Below are 25711 nucleotides of genomic sequence, written 5' to 3' on the forward strand. Positions count from 1 at the left end.
TGTGCCGATGCGACGGACTACGCCGTTTTGACGGTGACCATCGTGTCGGCGCTGGGGAAATCGAGCACCCGCAGGCGGCCCGTGACCAGGTCGACGGTGTCGGCGACCACACGGCCCGCGCGGCGCGCGTCATCGGCGAAGCTCGTGCTGACCACCCGGTAGCTGCGCTTGGCGGTGAGCACGATATCGCCTGCCCGCAGCGAACCCGCCGAGGTGGGGGGCACGGTCGTGATCGTCGACGGTGCCGGTTTCCGGATGAGCTCTATCAGTTTCAGCAACCTTGTTCTCCGCACTGTGAAACGCCTGCTGAGGCGTCCCGTTCGCCGGATTCGCAAACGGTGTCGAGAGATCTTTTACCCAGAAGGATCAGGTTTGAACCCTCGGGTTCGAGCACCGGACCAGCGCGCCCAGCCTCGGGGCTCATGTTGTCGAGCGCGTCCGGCAGCGCATCGCCCCCACGGCGGAGGTTCTGATCATCGCCGCGAATATCACCCCGCAGTCCGATCCCCTCTCATACCAAGGGATTACGGCCGACGAGAATACGGCCGATAGCTTCGAAATCTATGACGACCCCCGCTCTGGTCCCCGAGTCATCTCCACGGTCACCACGGCGCGGCGCCGATGGTGATTACGCCCGGCTGCTGCGCCGAATCTCCGACGCGGGGCTGATGCGCCGACGTCCCGTCTACTACGCCGTGCGACTCGGCCTTGTCGGGCTCGCGTTCGCGGGCGGCTGGGCGGCGTTCGTCCTCGTCGGCGATTCGTGGTGGACGTTGCTGGTCGCGGCGTTCATGGCCGTGACATTCGCGCAGGTCGCGCTGGTGATGCACGACGTCGCGCACCGGCAGGTCTTCCGGCTACGACAGCCGACGGAACTCGTGGGAAGAATCGCGGGCAACGCGGGCATCGGCCTCGGCTACGGCTGGTGGCAGGACAAGCACACCCGCCACCACGCCAACCCGAACCACGAGGAACTCGACCCCGACGTCGCACCCGACATCCTGGTCTGGTCGCAACAGCAGGCCAGGTCCAGCCGCGGTCTGCCCCGCCTGATCGGTCGGGCGCAGGCGTTCCTGTTCTTCCCCCTCCTGCTGCTCGAGGGCCTCAACCTGCACGTGGCCGGCGTTCGTGCGCTGAGGAATCGTTCGGTCAAACACCGCGGCTGGGAGGGTGCGCTGCTGTTCGGTCACTTCGCCGTCTACCTGACCGCGCTGTTCGCGGTGCTGCCCGCCGACAAAGCTCTGGTGTTCCTCGCCGTCCACCAGGGCCTGTTCGGCCTGTACATGGGTTGCATCTTCGCCCCGAACCACAAGGGCATGCCGACCTTGACCGGTGGTGACCGCCCGGATTATCTCCGTCGCCAGGTACTGACCTCCCGCAATGTGCGTGGTGGTGCCGTGACCGACCTCGCGCTCGGCGGGCTCAACTATCAGATCGAGCACCACCTGTTCCCAAGCATGCCGACGCCGAACCTGCGGCACGCCCAGGCGATCGTCCGCGACTACTGCGCCGAAATCGGCGTGCCGTACCACGAGACCGGGCTGATCGCCTCGTATCGCGAGGCGCTGACACACCTGCACCACGTCGGCGCACCCCTTCGATGATGGTGGGGCTACGGCGTCGGTGTGAGACGAGAAGGACGCTCACGGCAGATCGTCGAAACGCACGTCATGGGCCACCGCGGTCGCATGCAGCCCATCGTCGCTCGGTTGGATGGCGGTCAGGCGCGCACCGAGCGGCAGCTCTTGGAGCGGTACGACAAAGGTCAGGGATTGGCGCAGCACTGCCAGGGAGATCGTCGGTCCACCGGCCCTGGCCTGGACCGAGACCGGTGTGACCTCGATGCCCGCCTCCGTCGGTGCGACGGTGACGAAGACCGTCGCCGGCACCGAGAGACCCGCCACCGAGAACGTCCCGGTCGCGCGCAGCCCTTCGGGACTGTGGGAGATCGATTCCACTCCTGACGGCGCGAAGCGCTGCACGACGTCGTACGGGACGACGGCCGTCGCGGTCGCGGTGGCCGCGACGAGGTTCGAAGTGCGATTGCTGATCACGTCGCTCAGCGGTGCGGCGACCTCGCTCAGCGCGACATCGAGGTTGTGCACCGAGATGTTCTGCCCGGTCCAATCACCGATCCGGATGTCGATGTCGTGATAGGTCCCGTCGACGGCCTGAGTCAGAAACGGAAACCCGGCGATCTCGACACCCGGTTGATTCGGCAGGTTGTACTCTGCGGCAACCTTGCGCCCGATCTCGTTCTGCGCCACCACAACTCCGACCCGATCGCCCACGACCAGCGCAATCGCCAGCACCACGATCAGAATCAGCAGCGCGCGCATACATTCACCATCTCGGCCATCCCACCATCATGCTGGATCCCGCCCGGTTGGTGCCTTCGACGCGAAACCTGCGCGTCGCATCCCGCTCGATGGCAGCGGGCAGGACCGGACGCATCGCTAGCAGGCTCGGCCTGCGGCTCGACAACGCGGTCACCTGACTTCGGGTCGGGTGGCGCCGAGAGTATCGCGGTGGAACGGGCCTGAAATGATCTGGGGGCGTGCCGTCCGAGCCGGGTGGCCTTGTCTGGGATGGGTACCTCGTGAGCGCCGCTGTACTTCTGATAGTGATCGTGCTGGTTGCGGCGGTGATGTTCGCGGTGCCGTGGTGGGTGCTGGTGGCCGCGCCGACCGGGCGGAGCGGGACGCTGTATCGGGTCGGTACGGGGGTGTGTGTTGTCGGCTTCGTGGGTTTGCCCGTGGCGATGTTCTTCGGGCACGGGCCGCCGCAGCTCGACTCCGCGGCGATCGTCGGTGACGTTCTGCTCGGGGTGTTGTGGGTGGTGTTCGTCTGGTCGGTGATCGGCTCGGTTGTTCGGGGCGGGCTGAGCGTTGCCGGGGTCAAGGGGGTGCGCGCTACCCGTGGCGTCGCCGTGGCGGTTGCGGTGGTGTCGGTGGTGCTCACCGCGTACGGGGTGTTCGAGGCGCGGCGGGTGCCGCAGGTTCGGACGGTCGACGTCGCGATTCCGGGATTGGCCGACGGGCTCGACGGGCTGCGCGTGGTGGTGCTCACCGACACCCACTTCGCCGCGCTCGATCGGGAGGACTGGTCGCGCGAAGTCGTCGACGTCGTCAATGCGCAGCGGCCCGATGTCGTGGGTCTGGCCGGGGATCTCGTCGACGGTTCGGTGGAGAAGCGCCGCGATCAGGTCGCCCCGCTGGCCGACGTGCAAGCCCCGCTCGGCCGGTTCTACATCACCGGCAATCACGAGTACCTCGATGATGCGCAGAGCTGGATCGACTACATGGCCTCCCTCGGCTGGCAGCCGTTGCACAACGCCCATCGGACTGTCGATCGTGACGGTGATCGGCTGGTTGTCGCAGGCATCGACGACCCCACCGCTGATGTGCCCGGCCACGGCCCCGACCTGCCCGCCGCGCTCGCGGGCGCCGACCCCGCGCTGCCTGTCGTTCTGTTGGCTCACCAGCCCAAACAGGTCGCCGACAGTTCCGCGGCGGGCGTGGAACTGCAGATCTCCGGACACACCCACGGTGGTCAGATCTGGCCGTTCCACTACCTGGTCCGACTCGACCAGCCGGTCGTCGCGGGACTGAGCAGGCACGCGAACGGCACCCAGCTCTACACCAGCCGCGGCACCGGTTACTGGGGCCCGCCGATGCGGGTGTTCGCGCCGAGTGAGATCACCGTGTTGGTGTTGCATCCGCAGCGGTGACCACCGACTGTCAGTGCTCGAGTTCGAGTCGAACGATGCGGTCGTCCCCGGCGGCCGGGTCGCCGCGTCCGTCGGTGTTGTTCGTCAGCAGCCACAGCGACCCGTCCGGCGCGACGGCGACATCGCGGAGGCGCCCGTACTCGCCGACCAGAAGTTCGGTCGATCGGGTGAGTTCGTCGAGCGGGATTCGGCGAAGTCGCTCGCCGCGCAGATTCGCGAGATAGACGAACCCGCCGACATTCGTCATCCCGCTGGGGCTGGCCTCGGACGGTTTCCACTGCTGAACAGGGTCGACGAAACCCGCCCGCCCGGCGATGCCTTCGACCTCGGGCCAGCCGTAGTTGCCGCCGGGTTCGATGAGATTGAGTTCGTCCCAGGTGTTCTGGCCGAACTCACTGGCCAACATCCGCCCGTCCGCGGTCCAGGTGATGCCCTGCGGATTTCGGTGACCGTAGCTGTAGACAAGCGAACCCGGCGTGGGGTTGTCGGCAGGTGCTTGCCCATCCGGTGTCATGCGCAGGATCTTGCCGCCGAGAGCGGCGCGATCCTGGGCGGTTCGGCGCTCGCCCGCGTCGCCGACCGTGGCGTACAGCATCCCGTCGGGTCCGAAGGCGATCCGGCCGCCATTGTGGTTGGCAGCGGCAGGCAGCCCGGCGAGAATCGGCGTCCGGCCGCCGAGCGAGAAATTGCCCGGCTGTCCACCGAGGTCGAATCGTTCGATCCGGTTGTCGTGAGCGGCGGTGTAGTAGGCGAACAGGTGCCGGTCGCGCACCGCGATGCCGAGCAGACCCCCTTCGCCGGACGGCTCGACTCCGTCGATGACCCCCACCTCGAATTGCGTTCCATCGGCCCCGATTTCGAGGATACGGGCACTGTCGCGCTCACTCACCAGTGGCGTAGTGCCGTGGAAGGCGATCGACCACGGGGCATCGAGTTCATCGGTGACGGTGGAGCTGCGCTCGGCTGATTCGGTTCGGGTGGCTGGCTCCCCGGAGTCACCGCTCGGGCTCGGCGCGCACCCACACAGCGGGGCCAGCGCCACGGCGAGCACTACGGGAAGAGCTCTGATGCGGGACTCCATGTGTCGAGGTTAAGCCGATTCCGTGAATGCCGTCACCAGTACCAATATCGGAAGTTGACTCTGATATCGGAGTCTGATTACGGTTATGGCTATGACGTTGGAAGCTCCGACCGACCGACGCAAACGTCGGACGCACGCGGCGGTTCTCGATGCCGCGCAGGTTCTGTTCCTTCGAGAGGGCTACCGCCGCACCACAATCGACCTGCTCGCCGGGGAGGCCGATGTGGCGGTGAGTTCGATATACGCCAATTTCGTCGAGGGCAAGGCTGACGTGTATGCGGCGCTCGCGTGGCGCATCGCGACCCGTCATGCGGAGGCGATGTCCGCACCGATCGAGGGGTCGGCGCCGCGGCGCGAGGTGGCCGCGGTGTTCGATCGGTATGTCGCATTCCATCGTGAGAACCCCCTGGCGTTGCGGCTCCTCGCGTTGACCGACGTCGATGTCAGTGAATCCGAATCGGCGGCGAGGGCCAAGAAACAGATCGATGATGTGCTCGGTGGCCTGATCGAATCGTTCTCCGCCGCAGTGGAACTAGCCGGCTGTGACGTCGAATCCCGTGCGCTGGTACTGATTTCGTGGGCCGCGGTGAACGGTGCCTATTCGCTGTACCAGCGCCGAATGGTCGACGAAGCGACCCTGAATGTCATGCTCGGCATCGCCCGAGCCGATCTGCTCGAGCATGTAGGTGGTCAAGATGAAGCGTGACGGTGAACTCGGCAGGTTGCAGCAGATCCGCACTGCGAGTGCGGCTTTGAGTGTGCAAACAGCGGCCTTGCCGCACCTCGTTCGCGGGTTGCGTCGCAACAGCAACAGCAACGGTTCGGTCGGCGCGGCCCCGGTACCGCCGGACTCGCGCCTGTGCCGGGACGCGCTCGAAGAAGCCACCGAGGTCCTCACTCCGGCGGTGCTCGCGCACAGCTTGCGATGCTGGGAATTCGGCACCGCCCTGGCGAAGTTGGACGATCTCGCACCCGATCCGGAGGCGCTGTATCTCGCGTGCGTCCTGCACGACATCGGCTTGGGTGCACCAGCCGATGCGACGACAGGATGTTTCGCCCTGCTCGGTGCGCACCGGGCCCGCACCTTCATCGTCGACCGCGGCGCCACCGCTGAGCTGGGGGAGTGCGTCCATATTGCCATTGCTCGGCACATGGATCCGGGCACTCCCCGCGGATGCGGCGCCGAAGCGGCGTTGCTGCACGACGCCGCGCACCTGGACGTGGTCGGGCTGCGGGCCCATCAACTGGATCCAGGTTTGCTCGCCGAAATCCATGCGCGCCACGGCAGGAACGGCTTCGGCGGCGAGTTCGCCGCCGCGATGCGGCAAGAAGCGCGAATCCGGCCACGCTCGACGGCGGCGACGCTGTGGCGCTCCGGCATGCCGATCGCTATCGCGCTGAACCCGCTCGATCGTTGAGAATCAGCTGGCGAGCAGGGCGTCGAGTTGGTGGGCGGCGGCGACCGGGGCGTTGGTGACGTGGCCGGCGTGGGTGTTCAGGCCGAGTGCCAGGCTGGGATCTTCCGCGCAGGCGCGTTCCCAGCCCTTGTCGGCCAGGGCAACCACATAGGGCAGGGTGGCGTTGGTGAGCGCGTAGGTCGAGGTGTGCGGCACGGAGCCGGGCATGTTCGCCACGCAATAGAACGTCGAGTCATGAACCTGATACGTCGGATCCGCGTGGGTGGTCGGGTGCGTGTCCTCGAAGCAGCCGCCCTGGTCGACCGCGATATCGACCAGCACCGATCCCGGTTTCATCTGCGCGACGAGGTCGTTGCTCACCAGCTTCGGGGCGGCGGCGCCGGGGATCAGGACCGCGCCGATCACCATGTCCGCCGCGCGGACCTGCTCGGCGATCGCCAGCTTCGACGACGCCAGCCCCCGCACGCGGTTGTTGTAGCGCCAGAACGACATTCGCAGTTTGTCGAGGTCGGTGTCGAGCAGCGTCACGTCCGCGCCCATGCCCAGCGCGATATTGGCCGCGTTCTGGCCCGCTACGCCGGCCCCGATGATGACCACCTTGGCCTGGTCGACACCGCCGACGCCACCGAGCAGCACCCCGCGACCGCCGTAGGGCTTCATCAGCGCGTGCGCGCCGACCTGTGGCGCCAGACAACCAGCGACTTCCGACATCGGATACAGCAGCGGCAGTCCGCCGGAGGGGAGTTGCACGGTCTCGTAGGCGATGGCCGTAACCCGGTGCGCCAGTAGCTGTTCGGTCAACGGCCGATCCGCGGCCAGATGCAGGTAGGTGAACAGGATCAGCCCGTCGCGCAGGCGGTGGTACTCCTGCTCGACGGGTTCTTTGACCTTCAACACCAGGTCCGCGCCTGCCCAGACGTCGTCGGCCTCGGCCAGGACCCGCGCGCCCGCGGCGAGGTATTCGGAGTCGGGAATCGACGATCCCACTCCGGCCCCGGCCTCGATGGTCACCTGGTGACCGTTCGACACCAGTTCGTGCACGCCGATCGGCGTGATCGCGACGCGAAACTCGTTGTTCTTGACTTCTTGGGGGACACCGATGCGCATGATTGCTGCTCCTTCGCAGATGATCGGGTTCTGACCCGAGCATCGGCGAAGAATTAGCTATCAGCTATAGGACCTGCACAATCACCGGAATTCAGCGCAAAAGCTGAGTATCCTGCGGTCATGTCCGCGCGACAGCAAAACCACCCGCAAACCGTGCAGCCGTTCCGCGGGTCGCCGTCGAACCTCGACGACATCGACCGCAGACTGCTCGGCGAACTCGCCGAGGACGCCCGCGTACCCAACAATGTCCTGGCGGCGCGGGTCGGCATCGCCGCGTCGACCTGCTCGCTGCGCCTGCGCAGACTCCGCGAACTCGGTGCCATCCGCGGCTTCTACGCCGATATCGCCCCGGAGGCGCTGGGGCTGCCGCTGCAAGCGATGATCTCGGTCCAGGTACAACCGGCGGCCAGGGCCCGCATCGGCGAGCTGAGCACCAAGCTCGCCTCGCTACCCGGGGTGGTGAACGTGTACTTCCTGGCCGGCACCGTCGACTTCCTGATCCAGGTGTCGGCGGCCTCGCCGGACGCGTTGCGTGAGTTCGTCACCCAGGAGCTCAGTGCGACTCGCGAATTCGCGTCGACCGAGACCAGTTTGGTCTTCGAGCACATTCGCAGCGCGCACCCCACCCGGTGAGCCCGCGCCCGGCGCCGGGCCGGGCTCTCTGCGACGATGTGCCCATGAGCACCACCACCCGGCCGGGTGTGATCACCGCGGGCACGCTGTTGCTGTTGTCGTCGCTGTATTTCGCGCAAGGACTGCCGTTCGGCTTCTTCACCCAGGCGGTGCCGGTGGTGTTGCGCGATTCGGGCTATTCGCTGACCGCGATCAGCGCCTCGGGTGTCCTGTTCCTGCCGTGGGCGCTGAAGTTCTTGTGGGCGCCCTACGTCGACCGGTACGGCACCCGGCGCACCTGGCTGCTGATGCTGCAACTGCTGTCGGCCGCGGTCGCGATGGTGTTGGCCTGCCTGGATCTGTCGTCCTCGCTGCGGTGGTTGTTCGCGGGCATCGTGGTGGTGAATCTGCTCTCGGCGACCCAGGACGTGGCCACCGACGGTTTGGCTGTGCGCATGCTGGGTTCGCGTGAGCGCGGGTTGGGCAATGGGGTCCAGGTCGGCGCCTATCGCGTCGGGATGATCGTCGGCGGTGGCGCCCTACTGTGGTTGTACGCGCTGGCCGGGTGGCGGGCGCTGTTCCTGGCGATGGCCGTGCTGATCGTGCTCACCACGGTGCCGGTGTGGCTGCTGCGCGAGCCGGTCGCCGACCGACCCGAGCGCACGCGGCCCACGCGACTGCTCGGCGCCTGGTGGACCAGACTGCGCCGCCCCGGCGTTCTCGCATTCATCGCGTTGATCGGCGCGTTCAAGTTCGGTGACTCGATGGCCGCGGCGCTCACCGGCCCGTTCATGACCGACGCGGGCCTCGAGCTCGGCGAGATCGCCCTGATCAAGGGCGTCCTCTCCTCGGCGGGCGCGCTGGCGGGCGCGGCCCTCGGTGGCTGGCTGGCCTACCGTTTCGGTCGCCGCCAGGCGCTGCTGATCGGCGGCATCACCCAGACCGCGAGCATCGCGCTGTACCTGCTCACCGCCCTCGGCGTCGGCGGTTTCGAACTCCTCGTCACCGCGAGCCTGGCCGAGCACGTCTTCGGCGGTGCCGCCACTGTCGCCGTCTTCGCCTTGATGATGGACGCGTCCGAACCCGACCACGCGGGCAGCGACTACACCCTCATGGCCTGCGCCATTGTGGTGGTCCAGGGCGTGGCGGGCATGGCCGCGGGACTCGTCGGTGACCTGGCCGGCTACCCCGCCCTCTTCGGCACCGGCCTCGTTCTCTCCGGACTCGGCTGCGCCGCGATGATTCTCGGCTTGTCCCGCGGTCTCGGGCCCGCGAACCTGCATCGAGGTCCCGGCGATGTGCGGGACAGCGACCGCTGTGTCGCCGGACAGGAGCGCGACAAGGACTTCGTCGAGTAGCCAGGCAACACGCGGTGTCGGCCTCGACACGACACCGGGCTTCTCGGCCGTGATCAGCCGCCTTACCCGGTTCACTCGACTATCTTGAGTCCGGTGTGTTCGCCTGAGATCGTTCGCCTCGCCCAGGAGCGTGTGCCGCGGCCGAGCAGGCGGGCGGCGCTCGGCCTGGCGGGTCTCGCCGCGCTGACTGCGGTGGCGCCCGCGCCCGCCGTTGCCGCGCCGCGCTCCGGCGTCGTCGACCTGACCCACACACTGACGCCGCAATTGCCGGTCTGGCCGGGTAATCCGCCGATGGTCATGGTTCCGGTGGCCTGGCACGCGTCGGGCGGGTTCGGGCAGTTCGCGCTCGGGTACTGGGAGCACACCGGAACCCATATCGACGCGCCCGCCCATCGGATTCCCGGCGCCACTACGACCGAGGGGCTCGCGGTGGACGACCTCGTCGCGCCGCTCGTCGTGATCGATATCAGTGCCAAAGCCGCCGTCGACGCCGACGCGGTGGTGACCGTGGCCGATATCGACCATTGGCGGTCGCGGCACGGGGATATCCCCGAGCGCGCTTTTGTCGCGATGTATTCCGGCTGGGAGCATCGGATAGACCGTCCGTCGACCTTCCTCAATCTCGACGACCGAGGAACACCGCACGCGCCAGGATTCTCCGCCGAGGCCGCGGAATACCTTGTCGCGCAACATGGAATCGTCGGGGCCGGTGTCGATACGCTCAGCCTGGATTGCGGTGCCGATCCCGAATACGGTGCGCACACAGCTTTTCTCGGTGCCGGTCGTTACGGGGTGGAGATGCTCGCCAACCTCGCGGCCGTACCGGCGAAAGGTGCCACGGTGATCGTCGGCGCACCGAAGCACGCAGGCGGAACCGGCGGACCGTGCCGGGTGCTCGCACTCACCTGAGGTGCCATCACCAGTCCGGTCTGCCGATCGAAAGCCGGTGCTGGAAAACATTTCCCGGATCCGCGGCGGCCTTGACTCGCAGCAGGCGCTGATAATTGTCGCCGTAGTAGAAGGCGTGCCACGGCAGGCCTGAGCGGTTCCACTCGGCATCGGCCAGGTCCGGGTCAGGATAATTGATGTAGCTGCCGCCGTAGGCCTCGTTCGGCACCGGAACGCCGCCGGTCCCGGCATGGACGTCGCGGTACATCTCGCGCGCCCAGCGCACATACCGGTCGTCGTCGAACGGCAGTCGCCACGATGCGTGGATCAGCATCTTCATGAACGAATCCCGTGCGGGCATCGCCGTCGCATCGGCGGCGACGGCATTGATCGCGCCGCCGAACGGCAGGAATTCGAGCTGGGACTCACCGAGAAAACGGAGATCGGTGATATAGCGGTAGAAGATTCGGAGTTGCTCGGGGGAGTACGCCGTGCGCAGATAGGCGGCTTTCACCTTGACGCGCGTGGTGTTCGCGCCCTTCGCGTAATACACCTGGTTCACCGTGTCCGGGTAGGACAGCCCGGTGACCGGGGTGAGAATGGGCGGCGGGAACACGCCGTCGCTCACCGTGTCGACGAATTCGTCGAAACGGGCGCGCGCGTCAGGGGTTTCGGCATCGAACAGGATCAGCATCTCGGCCGCGCCGGTGCCCGTCGTCCGGATCATCAGTGGTGCGTAGAGACCGGCGAACTCATTGCCGGGCGCGCTGTGGCGTTCGAAGAATCCGAGGTAGTTGCCGAGCAACCGGACGAACGAATCCTCTGTCGTGATGGGCAGGATCAATCGCGCGCTGAGCATGCTGTGCGGCGGTTTCGGTAGCGCGAGCGCCGGATCCGAGCCGTCGGACCCGGGCGATCGGAGCAGGAACCGGGTCACCACACCGAAATTGCCGCCACCGCCACCGGTATGCGCCCACCACAGATCGCGATCGGGGCCGTCTTTCGTCGCAACCACGACTTTCGCGGTGCGATCGGCATCGACGGTGACGACTTCCACCCCGGCCAGGTGATCGGCGACGAGCCCGAATCGCCGCGACAGCGGACCGTAACCACCACCGCTGACATGACCACCCATCCCGACGCCGAGACAGATCCCACCCGGCACGGTGACGCCCCACCGATGCAGTGCGGTGTAGACGGTGCCGATGTCGGCGCCCGCGTCGACGGAGAAGGCGCGGTGGTGCTCGTCCCAGAACACCGCACCGAGTCGACCGAGGTCGATGATCGAACGGGTCTGGGCGTTGTCGACGAAATCATCGAAGCAATGCCCGCCCGAGCGCACCGCGATCCGCGCGTCCTCGGCGACCGCTCGCGCGACAGCACCGCGAACTTCCTCGGTCGTCGTCGGCACATAGATCTTCGCTGGTCGGGCTTGGAACCGGCGGTTGTAGCCGCGCTCGGCGAGGGCCTGGTACTGCGCTTCGCCCACACCGAGAGTGCGCTCGTCGGCGCGGGCAGCGGGAACGCCGAACGCGGCGAGCGTGCCGCCGACGGTGGCCGCGGCGAGGAACCGTCGACGTGAGAGCGACACCGGGCTTCTTTGCTCGGACACAGGGTCAGTCTGCCGCAGATCGGGTGACGTGTCCGGGTTCCGGCCGGTGGTGCGCGTGTTCTTACGCGTGGCCTGCGACGATGACGGGTGGCGTTCGGGTCAGGCCGGTGGATCGGTGGGGCGCAGGTAGACGGGGTGGCCGCCGGTGAGGTTGTTGTACAAGGTGCTGAAGTCCAGAGCGTCGGTGGCAGGCTCTTTCTTCGGTTGCGCGCTGCGATCGACCTGGCGGTGGAGGGCTTCCATCTTCTCGTCGAGTTGGGTGGCGACCTCGGCCGCCTGGGCGAGATCGCTGCGCAGGTTCGGCGGGACCTCGCCGCGGTACTTGTAGTAGATCTTGTGTTCGAGGCTGGCCCAGAAGTCCATCGCGATCGTGCGGATCTGGATCTCCACCGGAATCCGTTCGGTGCGGTCGGAGCGGAACACCGGGATCGACACGATCAGGTGCATGCTCTGGTAGCCGTTCGGCTTGCGGTGGGTGATGTAATCGCGCTCCTCGAGGACCGTGATGTCTTCCTGACCGGCCAGCATGTCCCTGATCGTGCCGATATCGGAGATGAAGCTGCACACCACCCTGACCCCGGCGATATCGAGCACGTTCTCGCGGATGGCCGCCAGGTTCATCGCGTAGTTCTTGCGGCGGACCTTCTCGAGGACGCTCTCGGGCGACTTGAGCCGCGAACCCACGTGCTCGATCGGGTTGTACTCGTGGGTGTTGTTGAAGTCCTCACGCAAGATATTGATCTTGGTCGTCACTTCGTCGATCGCGAACTTGTAGCCGAGCATGAAGTCGACGAACTGCTCCCGCAGCACCCGCAGGTCGTCGATGCCCACGCCGTCGCCGTCGCCGAGCGGGCCGTCATCGGTGCTGGGGTCGCGCTGCCACTGTTTCATCGATTCCATTGTGCCGTTGTTCGGGCGAACACCTCGTCAGTGCGTGCGGCATCACGTTGGCAACTCTCACAGCTCCCGGCTGTTGTGTTCGTTCGGCCGACAGAATCCGTAGATATTTCGTTTGCCCACGGGCCGACCGGCCGAGGATGACTTCTGGTGCAGTGCCTGACGACGGGCACCGTCACGGCACGGGGGCCGAGGCGAGCGGGCACTACCCGGCAACGTGGCCGGGCTGAGGAAAGCGCGCAGCAATGCCGAGTGATGTCGTCGATGTGTCCGTGGAGTTCTCGATCTCGCGCCGGGCCCTGTGGGATGTTCTGCTCGAACCGCAGAGTTATCCGCGGTTGTGGGCCGGGATCGGGGGTTGTGACCGGCTGCTGAACCCCGACGGCAGCACCGTGTGGGAGGTCAGAATCGGTGATCGGGGCGTAGGCGTACGGCGTACAGGGCTGGCGCTGACCATCGGGCGCTGGTACGAGAGTTTCGAACTGCACAATCCCGAATCGGGCAGTTTCGCCCTGGTCCGGCTGACCGGGGACGAGCAGCGCACCCGAGTCAGCGTGACCGTGTTCGCGGCGCCGCGGCTGCACCCGACGCTGGCGGGGGTGACGAACGCGGCGATCATCGGCTGGGTCAAGGACGGGCTGCGGCGCGCGGCCGACGTCGTGAGCGGCGCGCGTACCTCGGTCGTGGCCAACGGCAACCGGGCACCGATCCGGCGCAAATCCGAGCTCGTGCGCTGGTGGGTGCACTCGGGTCAGGTCTCGCCGCCGCTGACCTCGGCGAGGCAGCTGCGGTCGCTGTACCGGTGGGGATTCAATCTCGCGGGCGGATACGCCGCGGGCGCCGCGCACAGCCCGGACCAGGTCGCGTTGATCGACGACGGCAGCACCGCCACCTTCGCCGAAACCGACAAGCGCACCACGGCGTTGGCGGGCGCGATGTACGAGGTCGGGCTGCGCGCGGGGGACGCGGTGGGGTTGCTGGCCGGAAATCATTGCGGGATGGTCGAATCCATGGTCGCGGCGGGCAAGCTCGGCGTCGATGTCGCGCTGTTGAACTCGGGACTGTCCGGGCGGCGGATCGAGGACATCGTGCAGCGGCATCGGCTCTCGGCGTTGTTCGTCGACACCGAACTGGCGCATCTCGTGCAGTACCTGCACACCGACCTGCCGCGCTTCTTCACCGACGACGCGCCCGCCGACCCGACGCGGATCACGATCGAGGACCTCATCGCGATCCGGCACACGAAGTTCCCCGTCCCGACGGTGCCAGGACGCCAGATCGTGCTCACCTCCGGCACCAGCGGCACCCCGAAGGGGGCGCGTCGCCCGCACCCGAAGGGCTTCGACACGTTGGTCGCGCTGCTGTCGCTGATCCCGATCCACGCGGGTAGCACCATGATGATCCCGGCGCCGCTGTTCCACACCTGGGGGCTGTCGGCACTGCAATTGAGCACCGCGGTGCGGGCCACCGTGGTGCTCGCCCAGGGCTTCGCCGCCGAGGAATGCCTGCGCCGCGTCGCCGAACACGGGGTGCACACGCTCATCGCGGTGCCCACGATGGTGCAACGCCTGGTCGACCTGCCCGAGCAGGTGCGAAACCGGTACGACCTGAGCAGCCTTCGGCATGTGATCAGCTGCGGCGCACCGCTCGCGGCAGCCACTGTCGACCGGTTCCTCGACGACTACGGCGACGTCCTCTACAACCTCTACGGTTCCACGGAGGTTTCCTGGGCCAGCGTGGCCGGGCCAGCGGACCTGCGCGCCGCGCCGACGACGGCCGGGCGCCCGCCCCTCGGAACCAAGATCGCGATCCTCGACGCCGAACACAGGGCGGTGCCGATCGGGGTGGTGGGGCGGATCTTCGTCGGCAACCACATGCTGTTCGACGGCTACGTCAGCGACGCACCGCCCGAGGAGTCCGACGGCATGATGGACACCGGCGATCTCGGCTACCTCGACGCCGAGGGCAGGCTGTTCGTGGCGGGCCGCGACGACGAGATGATCATCTCGGGCGGGGAGAACGTCTTCCCGCGCCCGGTGGAAGAGGCGCTGGCACACCTGCCGCAGGTCACCGATGTCGCGGTGGTCGGCGTGCCGGATCGCGAATTCGGTCAGCGACTGGCCGCGTTCCTCGTCAAGCACGAAGGTTCCGGACTCGACCCGGAGATGGTGCGCACCTACGTCCGCAATCGGCTCAGCCGCTTCTCGGTGCCGCGTGACGTCACGTTCCTCAACGCGCTGCCACGCGGCGAGACCGGCAAGGTACTCAAGCGCTTGCTGGTCGACCCGGAGGGGTTGGCCGGCTGAGCGTCTCGGTGCGCCGCGCGGCCGTCGGCCGGGTAGGGCGAACCACATGCCCTGGCCGCTTTCGCGCTCAGAGGTCGAGGACCAGGCGCTTACCCGCGCAGCGCGAGACGCAGGCCAGCGTGACCCCGGCGGCGTGTTCCTCGGGGGTCAGTGCGCCGTCGCGGTGGTCGGGGGTGCCGTTCGTGACGTGGACGACGCAGGTGCGACAGAAGCCCTGGCGGCACGAGTAGGGCTGGTCGGGGCGCACCTTCAGCAGGGCATCGAGCATGGTCTGGTCGGCGGCGACGGGCACGATCTCGCCGGTGCTCGCCAGCTCCACCTCAAACGCGGTGCCGTCGACAACCGGTGCGGGAGAGAACCTTTCGGAGTGGAACTCGATGCCCGGCATCGTGCGCACGGCGGCGACGAGGGCGGCTGTCATCGGGGTGGGGCCGCAGCAGTAGATCGCCGTGTCGTGATCGACACCGTCGAGAAGATCGGTGGCACCGGGTGTTCCGTGCTCGTCGTCGGTCCGCACCACCACGTGTCCGGACAGTTCGGCGAGCTGGTCGAGGAACGGCAGGGTGTCGCGGCTTCGCCCGCAGTAGACCAGGGTCCAGGCGATACCCAGCCGGTCGGCGGCACGCGCCATCGTCAGGATCGGGGTGATGCCGATGCCGCCCGCGACGAAGTGCAGGCGTTTGGCCGATGAGCCGCGCCCTGGCGGGGCGAAGGGGAACGCGTTGCGTGGTCCTCGGATCACGACCTCGGTCCCGACGGGCAGTTCGTCGTGGACCTCGATCGACCCGCCGCCGCCGTGGGGAATGCGCCGCACTGCGATGCGGTACTCGCCGGTGTCGACCGGGTCGCCGCACAGCGAGTACTGCCGTAGCCGCCCGGACAGGAGTTCGATGTCGATGTGCGCGCCCGGCGCCCACCGGGGCAGTTCGGAACCGTCGGGTGCGCGCAGCCCCAGATTGATGACGGCTTGGTCCTCGGCTACCAGTACCCGGTCGGTGACGACCACCGGGAAGCGGGCGTCGTCGGCCCTGGTGCGGATCGGGCGGCGGTTGATCAATGTCGACCACCGCACGCGCAGGTCGGCGACCTTGTCGAGCACTCTGGTCGTCGGGTCGTGCTCATGTTTGCCGTACAGGTCCGGCGGGATCACCTTGGGTGCGGGGTATACGGTCACCGGTCCGCCGCCCTCGCTGCCGGAGACTTGGCCAGATAGGCGATCGCCTGTTCGGTCGAGCCGACATTCGCCGGGTCGTAGCGCGGGTTGAACGTGGACCCGGCGCTGATGAGCAGCGCCGGAATACCCGGCAGCGCGCCCCGCCACATCGCCCCGAGGATCTTCCAGATCAGCGTGGGGTACCCCATCTTCGGCAGTTCGGGATCCTGATTGACGAGGAACTTCGTGCCGCGTACGACCAGGCTGAGCAGGATCGGGATGGCGAGCAGCATGATTGCCGCACGCCGCACATACCCGGCCCCGAAGTAGATCGCGACATCGTGGGCGACACTGCGGTGTTCGACTTCCTCGGCGCCGTGCCAGCGGAACAGGTCGAGCACGCGTGGTTCGGCACCGTGGGATTCCAAGTCGGCGTTGAGAATCCAGTCGCCGAGCCAGGCGAAGAAGTGCTCGAGGCTGGCGATGAACGTCAACCGTTCGACCAGTCGGGTCTGTGCCGCTTGCGGGCTGCCCTCGCGCGCGCCGAGCGAGTTGCGGAAGACGTACTCCATCTGGCGGGTGTAGGGCGCGGTGTCGATGTGGTGGGCGGCGAAAACCTGATCCAGGACCTTGGCATGGGTTTCGGCGTGCATCGACTCCTGGCCGATGAATCCGAGCATGGCCTCGCGCACCTTGGCATCGCGCACGTAGGGCAGCGCGTCGCGGTAGGTGGCACAGAACATCCGCTCGCCCTCGGGCAGCAGCAAGTTCAGCGAGTTCACCACATGCGAGGCGATCGGCTCGTTCGGCATCCAGTGCAGTGGTGCCGAAGTCCAGTCGAACTTCACATTGCGGGCCTGCAGGGCGACATCAGGGGCATGCGCGGTACGAGCGGCGCGACGGAAGGGGCGCTTCATCGGGTCTCCTGTGCGAAGGGAGCGGAGTTGTCGTGGCCTGCGCGCAGGAACTGCCCGGTTCCCCAGTCCGCGCCGATACCGGGCGCCACGGTGCCCGCGCCGAAGACCTTGCGGCCGTTGACGACGGTGGCGACGACAGCGCGGTCGTTGCGATTGACCATGCGATCGAGTCCGAATTCGGGCAGCGGCGCCTCGTGGAGCTGGTGGACCTCGTCGTCGAGTCCGGTGGGGTCGATCACGACCAGATCGGCCCGGCTGCCTTCGCGCAGGTGACCCGCATCGATCCGGTACCAGTCGGCGAGCTCACCGGTGAGGCGATGGATCGCGTGCTCCACGCTCAGGAACGGCTTGCCGGATTCCTGTGCGCGCAGCACCCTTTCGAGCAGGCGCAGCGGGTAGTTGTAGAACGACATGTTGCGCAGGTGCGCGCCCGCGTCGCCGAAGCCCATCTGCACGCCGGGGCTCGCGGCGAGCTTGTTCAGGTACTCCGGGCGATCGTTGGCGATGGTCGTGCGCCACCGCAGGGCCGGGCCGTATTCGACAACCATGTCGAGGTAGGCGTCGACGGGGTGCAGGCCACGGTCCTTGCCGACCTGCCCGATCGACTTGCCGACCACCGATTCGTCAGGGCAGGCGATGATCTCGGCGTCGAAGAAATTGCGGTGCCAGATGCGCGGAGTGAACTTGTTGTCGTACTGCTTGCGGAACCAGCGGCGGTACGGCTCGCTCTGGAGTAGTTCGTTGCGTTCGACCTGGTCCTTGAGGTGCAGGGCAGCGGCACCGGCGCCGAACTCCTCGAACACCACCAGGTCGATGCCGTCGGCGTAGACGGTGAACGGCACGGGCAGATGCTGCCACCGGAAGTCGGTGCGGGCGAAGCGATTCAGCAGCGGCGCGGCGTAGAGCATGAACCACACCAGCGGCGGGTAGGCCTTGGAGTCGGCAGCCGACAGCAGCGAGGTGCGCAGCTTGGCGCGGCCGATGCCCGCGCTGGCGAGGAAGAACTTGGCGATGTTGGGGTTCAGGCTGACCGTCGGGGCACTCTGCAGGACACGGCCACGCTTGCGCAGCACTTTGTTGAGCGCGCGTACCTCTCTGCCCCGGGTATAGGTCGAGGGCAGCGACCGCGAGCGGTATTCGTCGCCATCGATCTTGTCGAGCTTGTTCGTCATCGACGACAGACCGAGGAAGCCGGCGTCGACCGCCGCGTCGAGCAGGGTGGTCATCTGCTCGATTTCGGCGGCGGTGGGTTTGGTGTCGCGGGTGACGGCGCGGCCGAGTCCGAGCACATGCGTGCGCAGGTCGGAGTGGCCGAGGAACGCGGCGACGTTGGGGCCCAACGGCAGTGCGTCGAGTGCCTTGGCGTACTCGCCCGGGTCCGACCAGGTGCGGTGTGTGTCGAGGGCTCCGTGCACCGCGTCGCGGGGCACGGCCTCGACGCGACTGAACAGATCCGCGCAGTCGGCGTTGGACGCCAGGACCGTCGACAGCGAGCAGTTGCCGACGACGACGGTGGTGACACCGTGGCGCAGCGACTCCGACAGTTCGGGCTTGATCAGCAGTTCGGCGTCGTAGTGGGTGTGCACGTCGACGAAGCCAGGCAGCACCCACTTGCCCGCGGCGTCGATCACTTCGGTGTCGGGGCCGATCGGCAGCGGGGTCGCGGACACGGCCTCGACGATGCCGTCACGGATGCCGATCGTGCGCTGCGCGGACGCGGCTCCGGTGCCGTCGAACCACAGACCGTCGGTAATGACGATGTCGAAGTCGAGCATGGGCTTTTCTCTCATTCGTCGTTACTTGGGCTGAGCCTGGATGAACGCGTCGGCGTATTCGGCGATCGCGGCGGGGTCGGAATAGGGCAGCCAATGCCCGCGCGGTAGGTCGTGGCGGACGACCTGATCAGCCCACTTCGCGGTGTCGTCGTAGCCCGCGGGGCGCACGGCGATGTCACGGGTGTTCACGAGCAACTGCACCGGAACGGTGGTGCGGCGTTCCCGCGGCCCGAACATGCGGGCGATGATGTTGGCCTTGTAGAAGCGCAGCCCCGAGATCATGTCCTGTTTCAGGGTCGGCGCCAGCGAGATCTGCTCGGCGGGCGTGCCCTCGACCGCGCGAAGGAACAACTTCCAGCTCTTCTCGGTGCCCACGAGCCGGAAGAACAGGCCCGGCAGGATCGGCAACATGAAGAAGGTGGTGTAGGCCGAGGACACGCACTGGCTGAGCGTGCCCCAGATCCCACGCGGGGTGCCCGACCGCACGCCGCGACGCATCCAGGTGGCCAGGTGGTCGAGGTTGGGGCCCGAGATCGAGGTGAACGACGCCACGTACTGGTCCGCACCCGGCTCGCACACCGCCTCCCAGACCTGGACCGAGCCCCAGTCGTGGGCCACGACATGCACCGGTTCGGTGGGGCTCACGGCCTCCACCACGGCGAAGAAGTCGGTCGCGAGCCGGTTCAGCTCGTAGGCCGATACCTGGGTCGGGGCGCTGGACTGTCCGTACCCGCGAGTGTCGTAGGAGATCACGCGATATCTGTCCGACAGCAGGGGCACGACGCCGTCCCACAGGTGATGGGTATCAGGCCAACCGTGGACGAGAACCACCGGAATACCGTCTTCCAGGCCGAATTCGTAAACAGCGAGCGAGATGTCGCCGTTGCGCACCAGATGCGTTCTGGATGACGCTGCCCCGGGGCGGGGGCTGCCGGTTTCGCGCGTCATACGAGACTCCTTCCGGCACGGGGCGACGTTGCTCCGTGCGCATTCAATAGTACCGTCGGTACCGATTGGTGGTACGCGTGGTACCGGAAATATCTTGAAGATCTACGGCGCGGCTGTCAACAGCCCGGACGAGTCGGCCCGCGACACCGTGGCCGATCCACCGCCGGGCGCCGTTATCCTGGCCGTACCCGAAAGGTGGATCAGGGAGAACAGTGACTACATCGTCCAGACCGGTTCGCCGGTCGCCCGTACGGCTGCTCACCCGCGAACAAGTCATCGCGGGTGCGGTGCGGTGCATCGACCGCGATGGACCTCAAGTGAGCATGGAAACGCTCGCCCGGGAGATGGGCGTCGCCAAACCGCGCCTGTACCGCATGTTCGCCGACAAATCCGAACTCGACGGCGAGGTCTCGGATTGGCTCGTCGGGCGGGTCTACGCCGCCGTCGCGCCGGATCTTTCGTTGATCATGCAGCCGCCACGGGCCACGATTCATCGGTTCCTCACTGCCTATGCCGGGGTCATCGCCGAGCATCCCGATGTCTTCCGGTTTCTCGTCCTCACCCAGAGCGTGTCCAGCACCGACCCGTCTGCTCGGCCATTGGACATCGGTCGGCGGCTCTCGCACGATCTGGCCGAGCGCAGCCGCAGCGTGCTGTCCTCGGTCGCGCTCGATACCGACGGTATCGATCATCTGCTGCGTGGCATCGTCGGTTTCGTCATGGCCGTCACCGACCTGTGGCTCGACACCGATCCGGTTCCGCTGCCGGAACCGACGGCACTGTTCGTCGATCGGACGACCAATGCCGTCGTCCAATTGTTCGACGGCTTTCTTCGCGAGAAGGGCGTCGTCATCAAGCCGGACATGTCGGTGGCGGCGACGTTGGCCACCATCACCGAAAACGCGCCGCCGTTCGACTGACACCCACCCGGTGTTGCCGGCTCAGGCCTTCATCTCGTAGGAACCGGCCAGTGCGCGGGCCCTACCGAGAACCTGTTCGAAACGGGAGCCGTCGAAGACCGGGCGACGAACCAGGTCGAGAGCCCGGCGCTGCTGGGTGGGGGTGGCGGTCGGCTTGTTGTGCAGGGTGAGCGCGTTCGCGGAGAAGGTGCGCACGAACCCGTCGAAGATCTGATCGAGCACCGCCGGATCGGTGCCGTCGATGCGCGCCTGTTCCAGTACCAGCTGCGCGTAGGGCACCGCGGTGAACAGCTCACCGAACGCGAACAGGAAGTCCACATCCTGCTGCTGCGACGAGGTGGGCGCGGCGACCGCGAGCAGCGCTTGTAGCGCGAGCACCTGTTCGAGGAACACCGCCACGTTCGCCACATTGCCGAAGCTCTCGAAGACCGGGCGCCAGTCGGCGAAGCGAATCCGGCCCAAGCCGCTGCTCGGGCCCTGCCGGAACAGGAACTCGTCGTCGGCGGTGTCGTGGCGCGAGGGCACCGGAGCGTAAGCGGCACTGGTGAATTCGGCACGCAGCGGCTTCACGACCGCGCCGAGACGCGGAGTGATCTTACGACTGGACCACGTGAGCGCACCGGCGACCGCGCGGGTGGTTCCCGTGGATGCCACCGAGGCGCCAGGCAGCGACTGCATCGCGGCCAAGCCGGCGTCGGCGGGGTGGAACATGTAGTTGGCCATGAACTTCAGCGACAGCGCCATGTTGACGTGGACGGTGCCTTCCAGCCGCGGCAGGCCGAACATGGCCGTCATCGCGACCGGGAAGTACATGTCGTTCTCGAACCCACGCGCGGCGATCACGTCGGCCAGATCCTCGATCACGCGCTGCCCCTGGCGGGTCACCGACATCTTCTCGATGGCGTTGAACAGCAGGTAGCGGCGGTCGTCCGGCGAGGCCGAGCGCATGTAGTCCACCGCGCGTGCGCTGTAGAGCTTCATCGCGGCGATACGCGCGTAGGTATCGGTGATCAGCGCCCGGACCTGCGGGAACTCGGTCACCCTGTGCCCGAACAGGATCCGGTTCTCGGCGTGGTCGATCGCCTCGTAGAAGGAGTGCTCACAGGCGCCGACCGCACCGAAGCCGAGGTTGAACTTGCCCACGTTGACGGTGTTCATCGCGGCATGGAAGGCGTCCTCGCCGCGGTGGAGGATGTCCTCCTCGGCGACCGGGTAGTTCTCGAGATCGAAAGCCGCGACATAGATCTGGTTGTTCACGACGTTCTTCTTGAGCTTGTACGCGTCGTGCTGGGAGTCGGCGACGAAGAAGAGATACCCCTCGTAGTCCTCCTGCGTCGGCTTGCGGCGCAAGGCCGCGGCGCTGTCGATGATCGGCTTGTCCGAACGACGCCCGAACACCGAGACCATCGAGGCGAGGTTGCCGTTGCCGATGTAGTACTTGCCGCCGGTCGCGGTGTAACCGCCGTCGGGCTGCGGGTCGACGATCATGTCGGTGGAGTACACGTCGGCGCCGTGTTCCTTCTCCGACAGGCCGAACGCGAAGATCTCGCCTGCCTCGAGCTGTGCGGCGGCCCTCTTCTTTGCCACGGCGTTGTCGCTCTGCCAGATCGGGCCGAGGCCGAGGATGGTGACCTGCCAGATGTACCAGTAGGTCATGCCGTAGAAGCCGAAGATCTGGCTCAGCATGGCGTTGCGCGAGGTGTCCCAGCGCTTGTCCGGGTCACCGCCCGCCTCGGCCGCCGGAGTGAGGAAGGTGGCGAACAGGCGTTCCTTCTTGACGAAGTCGAGGAAGTCCGATGGCCAGACGCGGGACCGGTCGTCATCGAGCAGCTGGGTCTTGCCGCGGGTCTCGAACCAGTCGACCGTCGCGCGCAACAGCCTGCGCGTCGCCGGATCGAACTGCGCGAAGTCGGCGGTGTTCGGGTTGAAGAAATCCTGGGGCATCTCGCTCCTCCTGCGGGCGTCCAGCGCGGTCGGACGGTTCATTCGCCACTGTAGCATTTTCGTACAATGATGTAGGAACAGCTGGTGGGTTGCTATTGTGGGCTCATGGGTAGCGAGACGGCAGTGCAGCGGCGAGGGCGGGCCGCGCACCTCGGCCCCGAGCGGCGCAGGCCGCAGGTGCTCGACGCGGCGCTCGCGATCGCCGCCGACGACGGCGTCGCCGCGGTCACGATGGGCGCGGTCGCCGACTATATGAAGGTCACCCGCCCGGTGATCTACGCCTGCTTCCCCGATCGGGTCGAACTGATCGACGCGCTGATCCAGCGCGAGGAGAGTTTTCTGATCTCCGGTGTCCTCGACGTACTGCCGCCGCGCGCGACCGACGCCGACGAGACAGTGTTCGTCGAGGGTTTCCGCACCTTGCTCCACAAGGCGGCCGAGCGACCCGACGCCTGGCGACTGATCTACGGCAACCCCGACCCCGCGGTCGCCGGTTCCTTCGGCCGGGGTCGACGGCTGGCGGTCGAGCGCTGCACGGCGTTGCTGCGTCCGACCTTGCAGGCCTGGGGGATCGACGATGCCGAGCGCAAATTGCCCGCACTGGTGGAGTTATGGGTCTCGGCCGCGGAAAGCGCGGTCCGAACCCTGTTCGCGCACCAGAGCGAGTGGAATCCCGACGACCTCGGTGCCTTCATGGGCTCGGCCGTCTATCGCGCCATGCGCAGCGCGTGATGCCCGCGGCGTAGGTCGTACGTCCCGGTGAACGGGGCCCGTACCGGCCGTTCGGTCAGCGCGTGGGTGCGGGTGTGCGGGTGGACAACCGCACGCTGTCGAGGAAGTCCGCGATCGTCGCCCAGGTGGTATCGCGGGCGGCAGGCCCCGCGATGATGCCGAGATGACTTCCCGGGACCTCGGTGAAGCGAACCTCTGACGCGCTGGTGAGGACCCCGATGCCCGCCGCGACGGACGCCGACGATGCCAGCGCGTCCTTGGTGCCGCCGATCAGCTGGGTCGGCGCGGTGAGCCCGGTCAGCTGGATCGCGCGATCGGGTCCCAGATGTACTGTGCCCCTGAGCATTTCGTTGCGGATGATCAATTGCCGGTAGGCCTGACGATAGAACCGCCCTGGGTAGCCGGGCATGGTGTCCATGAACCGATCCACCGACTGCATGCGGGCCAGCGCCTCGGTATCGGCGATATTGCGCGCGATGAACCAGGGTTTGGTGAGCTCGCGGTCGATGGACTGGATGCGAAAACCGGCTCGCACACCATATTTCGGCACCCCACCGGCGACCCGTATCGCCGCCGTGACCACCCGCCCGCCGGTGAGCTGCCCGAATTTGCGAGCCAAGGAGATCTGCCCATTGCGCCGCTGGTCGAACGGTGTCCCGACCGCGGTGACCGAACCGATCGGCAGGTCCGCGTGCGCCGCCGCGGTGAGCACGCTGATGGTCCCACCGAAGGACCAGCCGATCAGGTCGACAGGGGAGTCCCCGCTGTCCGCGCTGACGGCGCCGATCGCGGTCGGCACGATGTCGTCGACCCATTCCTCGAACCCGAGATCGCGGTCCGCGTAGGTGATCTCGCCGTAGTCGAGCACATAGACCTCGCGCCCGAGGTCGAGGAGGAATCGCACCAGGCTCTGGCTCGGCCGCATGTCGTAGCAGGAAATCGTTACTGCCAGAGGTGGCACCAGCAGGACGGGAGCGCCGGTCGCCGGGCTCGAGCGCCGGTAGCGCAGCAAGGTGCGGTGCGGTTGGTCGTAGACGATGTCCGACGGCGTGGGTGCGTACGGCTCGACGCCGTCATTGAAGAGCGCGACCACGTTGCGCAGTGCAACCGAGAGGGAGCCCATGTAATTCTCCGGATACGTCGAGACGACGGGAGAAAACTAACTGTAACTCCCTGTATCACCTTATCTGTTCACTGAGATTACACCGAATCCGCAGGTCGACCACCGGTTGCGCACCGCCGCGCCCCAACAGGCAGGGGCGCGGCATCGCGGGTCATGGCTTGCGGGCGACCGCGCCGTAGGCCGAGATCGGCAGGACCTGGCCCACCTCGGTGGTCTCCGCGCGCCACTGGGTGATCGAGGTGAAGCCCGGTTCGACCAGTTCGAGGCCGTCGAAGACACCGCGGATCTGAGCCTGTGGACGCGGTACATACGGTGTGCCGCCGGTGCCGGTGTAGTTCTCGCACAGGGTGACGTAGGCCTGGCTGTCGTCGGTGCCGTCCCACATGATGAGGTAGCTGCCCGAGGGCACCGCGCCGACGACCGTGCGCACGATGCGCAGCAGGTCGTCGTAGGTCTTGGCGTGACCGAGCACGCCCATGAACATCACGGCGATCGGCTCGTTGAAGTTCAGTACGTTGCGGGCATCGGCGACGATCTGTTCCGGATCGTGGAAGTCGGAGTCGATGTAGGTGGTGACACCCTCGTCGGTGGTGCTGGTCAGTAGTGCGCGCGCGTGCGTGAGCACCAGCGGGTCGTTGTCCACGTACACCACTCGGGCCTCGGGCGTGACGCCCTGGGCCACCTCGTGGGTGTTCTGCATCGTGGGGAGCCCGGTGCCGATGTCGAGGAACTGCTTGATGCCGCGTTCCTTGGCCAGGAAGCGGACCGCCCTGATGAGGAACTGCCGGGACTGTACGGCCATGGTCGAAATATCCGGGTCGACCGCCAGTCCGGCGTCGCCGGCGATCTTGTCGATCTCGTAGTGGTCCTTACCGCCCATCCAGTAGTTCCAGATTCGGGCGGAGTGGGGGATGTCGGTCCTGATCACGGGGGTCTGCACGTCGGCCATGAGCCTTGCTCCTCTGCAACTGTGACGGTGGCGCGCCCCGCCCAGGGGAGAACCACCAGCGGCATAGCATCTGATCTGTTTGCGACAGTACAAGATTCACGGCGTGTCGGGCGGGCCTATCTGTGAACGCCCAGGCTGCGCTCATCGGCCCGAACGGGGGTGAAGTCGCGCGGCCGTGGATATCCACTTCGATCGTCGCGTTGGTTCGATCTCACTGTGTATCGCCCATTTCAAGTGTTCA

23 protein-coding genes are annotated in these 25711 nt (G+C 66.9%); 10 read left to right on the plus strand and 13 right to left on the minus strand.

Annotation, left to right across the window (positions count from 1 at the left end; translation table 11 throughout):
• Window positions 1-17: 17 nt before the first annotated feature.
• Window positions 18-224: a hypothetical protein gene (locus tag ACQHI0_RS08665; RefSeq protein ID WP_427907412.1), complete on the minus strand. Its 207-nt coding sequence runs from the start codon at window positions 222-224 to the stop codon at window positions 18-20.
• A gap of 339 nt (window positions 225-563) precedes the next feature.
• On the opposite strand from ACQHI0_RS08665, the gene ACQHI0_RS08670 reads away from it, so the two are divergent.
• On the plus strand, window positions 564-1604 hold the full coding sequence (locus ACQHI0_RS08670; RefSeq protein ID WP_427907413.1) for a fatty acid desaturase family protein: 1041 nt from the start codon (window positions 564-566) through the stop codon (window positions 1602-1604).
• Between the two features lie 39 nt (window positions 1605-1643).
• Here the strand turns inward: ACQHI0_RS08670 and ACQHI0_RS08675 are convergent, their stop codons facing one another.
• On the minus strand, window positions 1644-2339 hold the full coding sequence (locus ACQHI0_RS08675; RefSeq protein ID WP_427907414.1) for an LmeA family phospholipid-binding protein: 696 nt from the start codon (window positions 2337-2339) through the stop codon (window positions 1644-1646).
• 284 nt (window positions 2340-2623) lie between these two features.
• On the opposite strand from ACQHI0_RS08675, the gene ACQHI0_RS08680 reads away from it, so the two are divergent.
• Entirely contained in the window at window positions 2624-3730 is a 1107-nt protein-coding gene (locus tag ACQHI0_RS08680; RefSeq protein ID WP_427907415.1) for a metallophosphoesterase, read from the plus strand.
• 10 nt (window positions 3731-3740) lie between these two features.
• Here ACQHI0_RS08680 and ACQHI0_RS08685 read toward each other — a convergent pair whose 3' ends face one another.
• Window positions 3741-4811, minus strand: a complete 1071-nt coding sequence (locus tag ACQHI0_RS08685) for a PQQ-dependent sugar dehydrogenase (RefSeq protein WP_427907416.1) — start codon at window positions 4809-4811, stop codon at window positions 3741-3743.
• Between the two features lie 91 nt (window positions 4812-4902).
• On the opposite strand from ACQHI0_RS08685, the gene ACQHI0_RS08690 reads away from it, so the two are divergent.
• On the plus strand, window positions 4903-5517 hold the full coding sequence (locus ACQHI0_RS08690) for a TetR/AcrR family transcriptional regulator (protein ID WP_427907417.1): 615 nt from the start codon (window positions 4903-4905) through the stop codon (window positions 5515-5517).
• Window positions 5507-6229, plus strand: a complete 723-nt coding sequence (locus ACQHI0_RS08695; protein WP_427907418.1) for an HD domain-containing protein — start codon at window positions 5507-5509, stop codon at window positions 6227-6229. The genes ACQHI0_RS08690 and ACQHI0_RS08695 overlap by 11 nt, the downstream gene beginning before the upstream one ends.
• Before the next feature lie 3 nt (window positions 6230-6232).
• Here the strand turns inward: ACQHI0_RS08695 and ald are convergent, their stop codons facing one another.
• A complete protein-coding gene (ald, locus tag ACQHI0_RS08700) occupies window positions 6233-7336 on the minus strand; it encodes an alanine dehydrogenase (RefSeq protein ID WP_427907419.1) in 1104 nt (367 codons plus the stop codon).
• Between the two features lie 120 nt (window positions 7337-7456).
• On the opposite strand from ald, the gene ACQHI0_RS08705 reads away from it, so the two are divergent.
• From ACQHI0_RS08705 to ACQHI0_RS08715, 3 genes are all read left to right on the plus strand, one after another.
• Window positions 7457-7969, plus strand: a complete 513-nt coding sequence (locus ACQHI0_RS08705) for an Lrp/AsnC family transcriptional regulator (protein WP_427907420.1) — start codon at window positions 7457-7459, stop codon at window positions 7967-7969.
• Window positions 7970-8013: 44 nt separating this feature from the next.
• The gene (locus ACQHI0_RS08710; RefSeq protein WP_427907421.1) at window positions 8014-9306 is read left to right on the plus strand and encodes an MFS transporter; all 1293 of its coding nucleotides are present in this window, start codon (window positions 8014-8016) and stop codon (window positions 9304-9306) included.
• Window positions 9307-9399: 93 nt separating this feature from the next.
• A complete protein-coding gene (locus tag ACQHI0_RS08715) occupies window positions 9400-10215 on the plus strand; it encodes a cyclase family protein (RefSeq protein ID WP_427907422.1) in 816 nt (271 codons plus the stop codon).
• Between the two features lie 7 nt (window positions 10216-10222).
• On the opposite strand, the gene ACQHI0_RS08720 is transcribed toward ACQHI0_RS08715, so the two are convergent.
• Both ACQHI0_RS08720 and ACQHI0_RS08725 read right to left on the minus strand, forming a co-directional pair.
• A complete protein-coding gene (locus ACQHI0_RS08720) occupies window positions 10223-11806 on the minus strand; it encodes an FAD-binding oxidoreductase (protein ID WP_427907423.1) in 1584 nt (527 codons plus the stop codon).
• A 99-nt stretch (window positions 11807-11905) separates the two neighbouring features.
• Entirely contained in the window at window positions 11906-12697 is a 792-nt protein-coding gene (locus ACQHI0_RS08725; RefSeq protein ID WP_427907424.1) for a GTP pyrophosphokinase, read from the minus strand.
• Window positions 12698-12948: 251 nt separating this feature from the next.
• On the opposite strand from ACQHI0_RS08725, the gene ACQHI0_RS08730 reads away from it, so the two are divergent.
• A complete protein-coding gene (locus ACQHI0_RS08730) occupies window positions 12949-15009 on the plus strand; it encodes an AMP-binding protein (RefSeq protein ID WP_427907425.1) in 2061 nt (686 codons plus the stop codon).
• A 67-nt stretch (window positions 15010-15076) separates the two neighbouring features.
• On the opposite strand, the gene ACQHI0_RS08735 is transcribed toward ACQHI0_RS08730, so the two are convergent.
• From ACQHI0_RS08735 to ACQHI0_RS08750, 4 genes are read right to left on the minus strand one after another with little or no spacing between them, the layout of a single operon-like run.
• Window positions 15077-16183 carry a PDR/VanB family oxidoreductase gene (locus ACQHI0_RS08735; protein WP_427907426.1) on the minus strand — a complete coding sequence of 369 codons (1107 nt, stop codon included), beginning with the start codon at window positions 16181-16183 and terminating at the stop codon, window positions 15077-15079.
• Window positions 16180-17079, minus strand: a complete 900-nt coding sequence (locus ACQHI0_RS08740) for a metal-dependent hydrolase (protein WP_427907427.1) — start codon at window positions 17077-17079, stop codon at window positions 16180-16182. The genes ACQHI0_RS08735 and ACQHI0_RS08740 overlap by 4 nt, the downstream gene beginning before the upstream one ends.
• The gene (locus ACQHI0_RS08745; protein WP_427909116.1) at window positions 17076-18854 is read right to left on the minus strand and encodes an N-acyl-D-amino-acid deacylase family protein; all 1779 of its coding nucleotides are present in this window, start codon (window positions 18852-18854) and stop codon (window positions 17076-17078) included. Before ACQHI0_RS08745 ends, ACQHI0_RS08740 begins: the two co-directional genes overlap by 4 nt.
• A gap of 21 nt (window positions 18855-18875) precedes the next feature.
• Entirely contained in the window at window positions 18876-19802 is a 927-nt protein-coding gene (locus ACQHI0_RS08750) for an alpha/beta fold hydrolase (RefSeq protein ID WP_427907428.1), read from the minus strand.
• A gap of 287 nt (window positions 19803-20089) precedes the next feature.
• Here ACQHI0_RS08750 and ACQHI0_RS08755 point away from each other — a divergent pair, with 287 nt between their 5' ends.
• Window positions 20090-20722, plus strand: coding sequence for a TetR/AcrR family transcriptional regulator (locus ACQHI0_RS08755; protein ID WP_427909117.1), 633 nt, complete (start codon window positions 20090-20092; stop codon window positions 20720-20722).
• A 21-nt stretch (window positions 20723-20743) separates the two neighbouring features.
• On the opposite strand, the gene ACQHI0_RS08760 is transcribed toward ACQHI0_RS08755, so the two are convergent.
• Window positions 20744-22666 carry an acyl-CoA dehydrogenase family protein gene (locus tag ACQHI0_RS08760; RefSeq protein WP_427907429.1) on the minus strand — a complete coding sequence of 641 codons (1923 nt, stop codon included), beginning with the start codon at window positions 22664-22666 and terminating at the stop codon, window positions 20744-20746.
• 105 nt (window positions 22667-22771) lie between these two features.
• On the opposite strand from ACQHI0_RS08760, the gene ACQHI0_RS08765 reads away from it, so the two are divergent.
• Window positions 22772-23398, plus strand: a complete 627-nt coding sequence (locus ACQHI0_RS08765) for a TetR/AcrR family transcriptional regulator (RefSeq protein WP_427907430.1) — start codon at window positions 22772-22774, stop codon at window positions 23396-23398.
• Window positions 23399-23453: 55 nt separating this feature from the next.
• On the opposite strand, the gene ACQHI0_RS08770 is transcribed toward ACQHI0_RS08765, so the two are convergent.
• Window positions 23454-24521: an alpha/beta hydrolase gene (locus ACQHI0_RS08770; protein WP_427907431.1), complete on the minus strand. Its 1068-nt coding sequence runs from the start codon at window positions 24519-24521 to the stop codon at window positions 23454-23456.
• Between the two features lie 151 nt (window positions 24522-24672).
• Complete coding sequence (locus ACQHI0_RS08775; RefSeq protein WP_427907432.1) at window positions 24673-25470, minus strand: SAM-dependent methyltransferase; 798 nt, start codon at window positions 25468-25470, stop codon at window positions 24673-24675.
• Window positions 25471-25711: the final 241 nt, after the last annotated feature.

Origin of the sequence: Nocardia sp. FBN12 (assembly GCF_050320175.1) — a bacterium.
In the GTDB taxonomy this organism is placed as follows: Bacteria; Actinomycetota; Actinomycetes; order Mycobacteriales; family Mycobacteriaceae; genus Nocardia.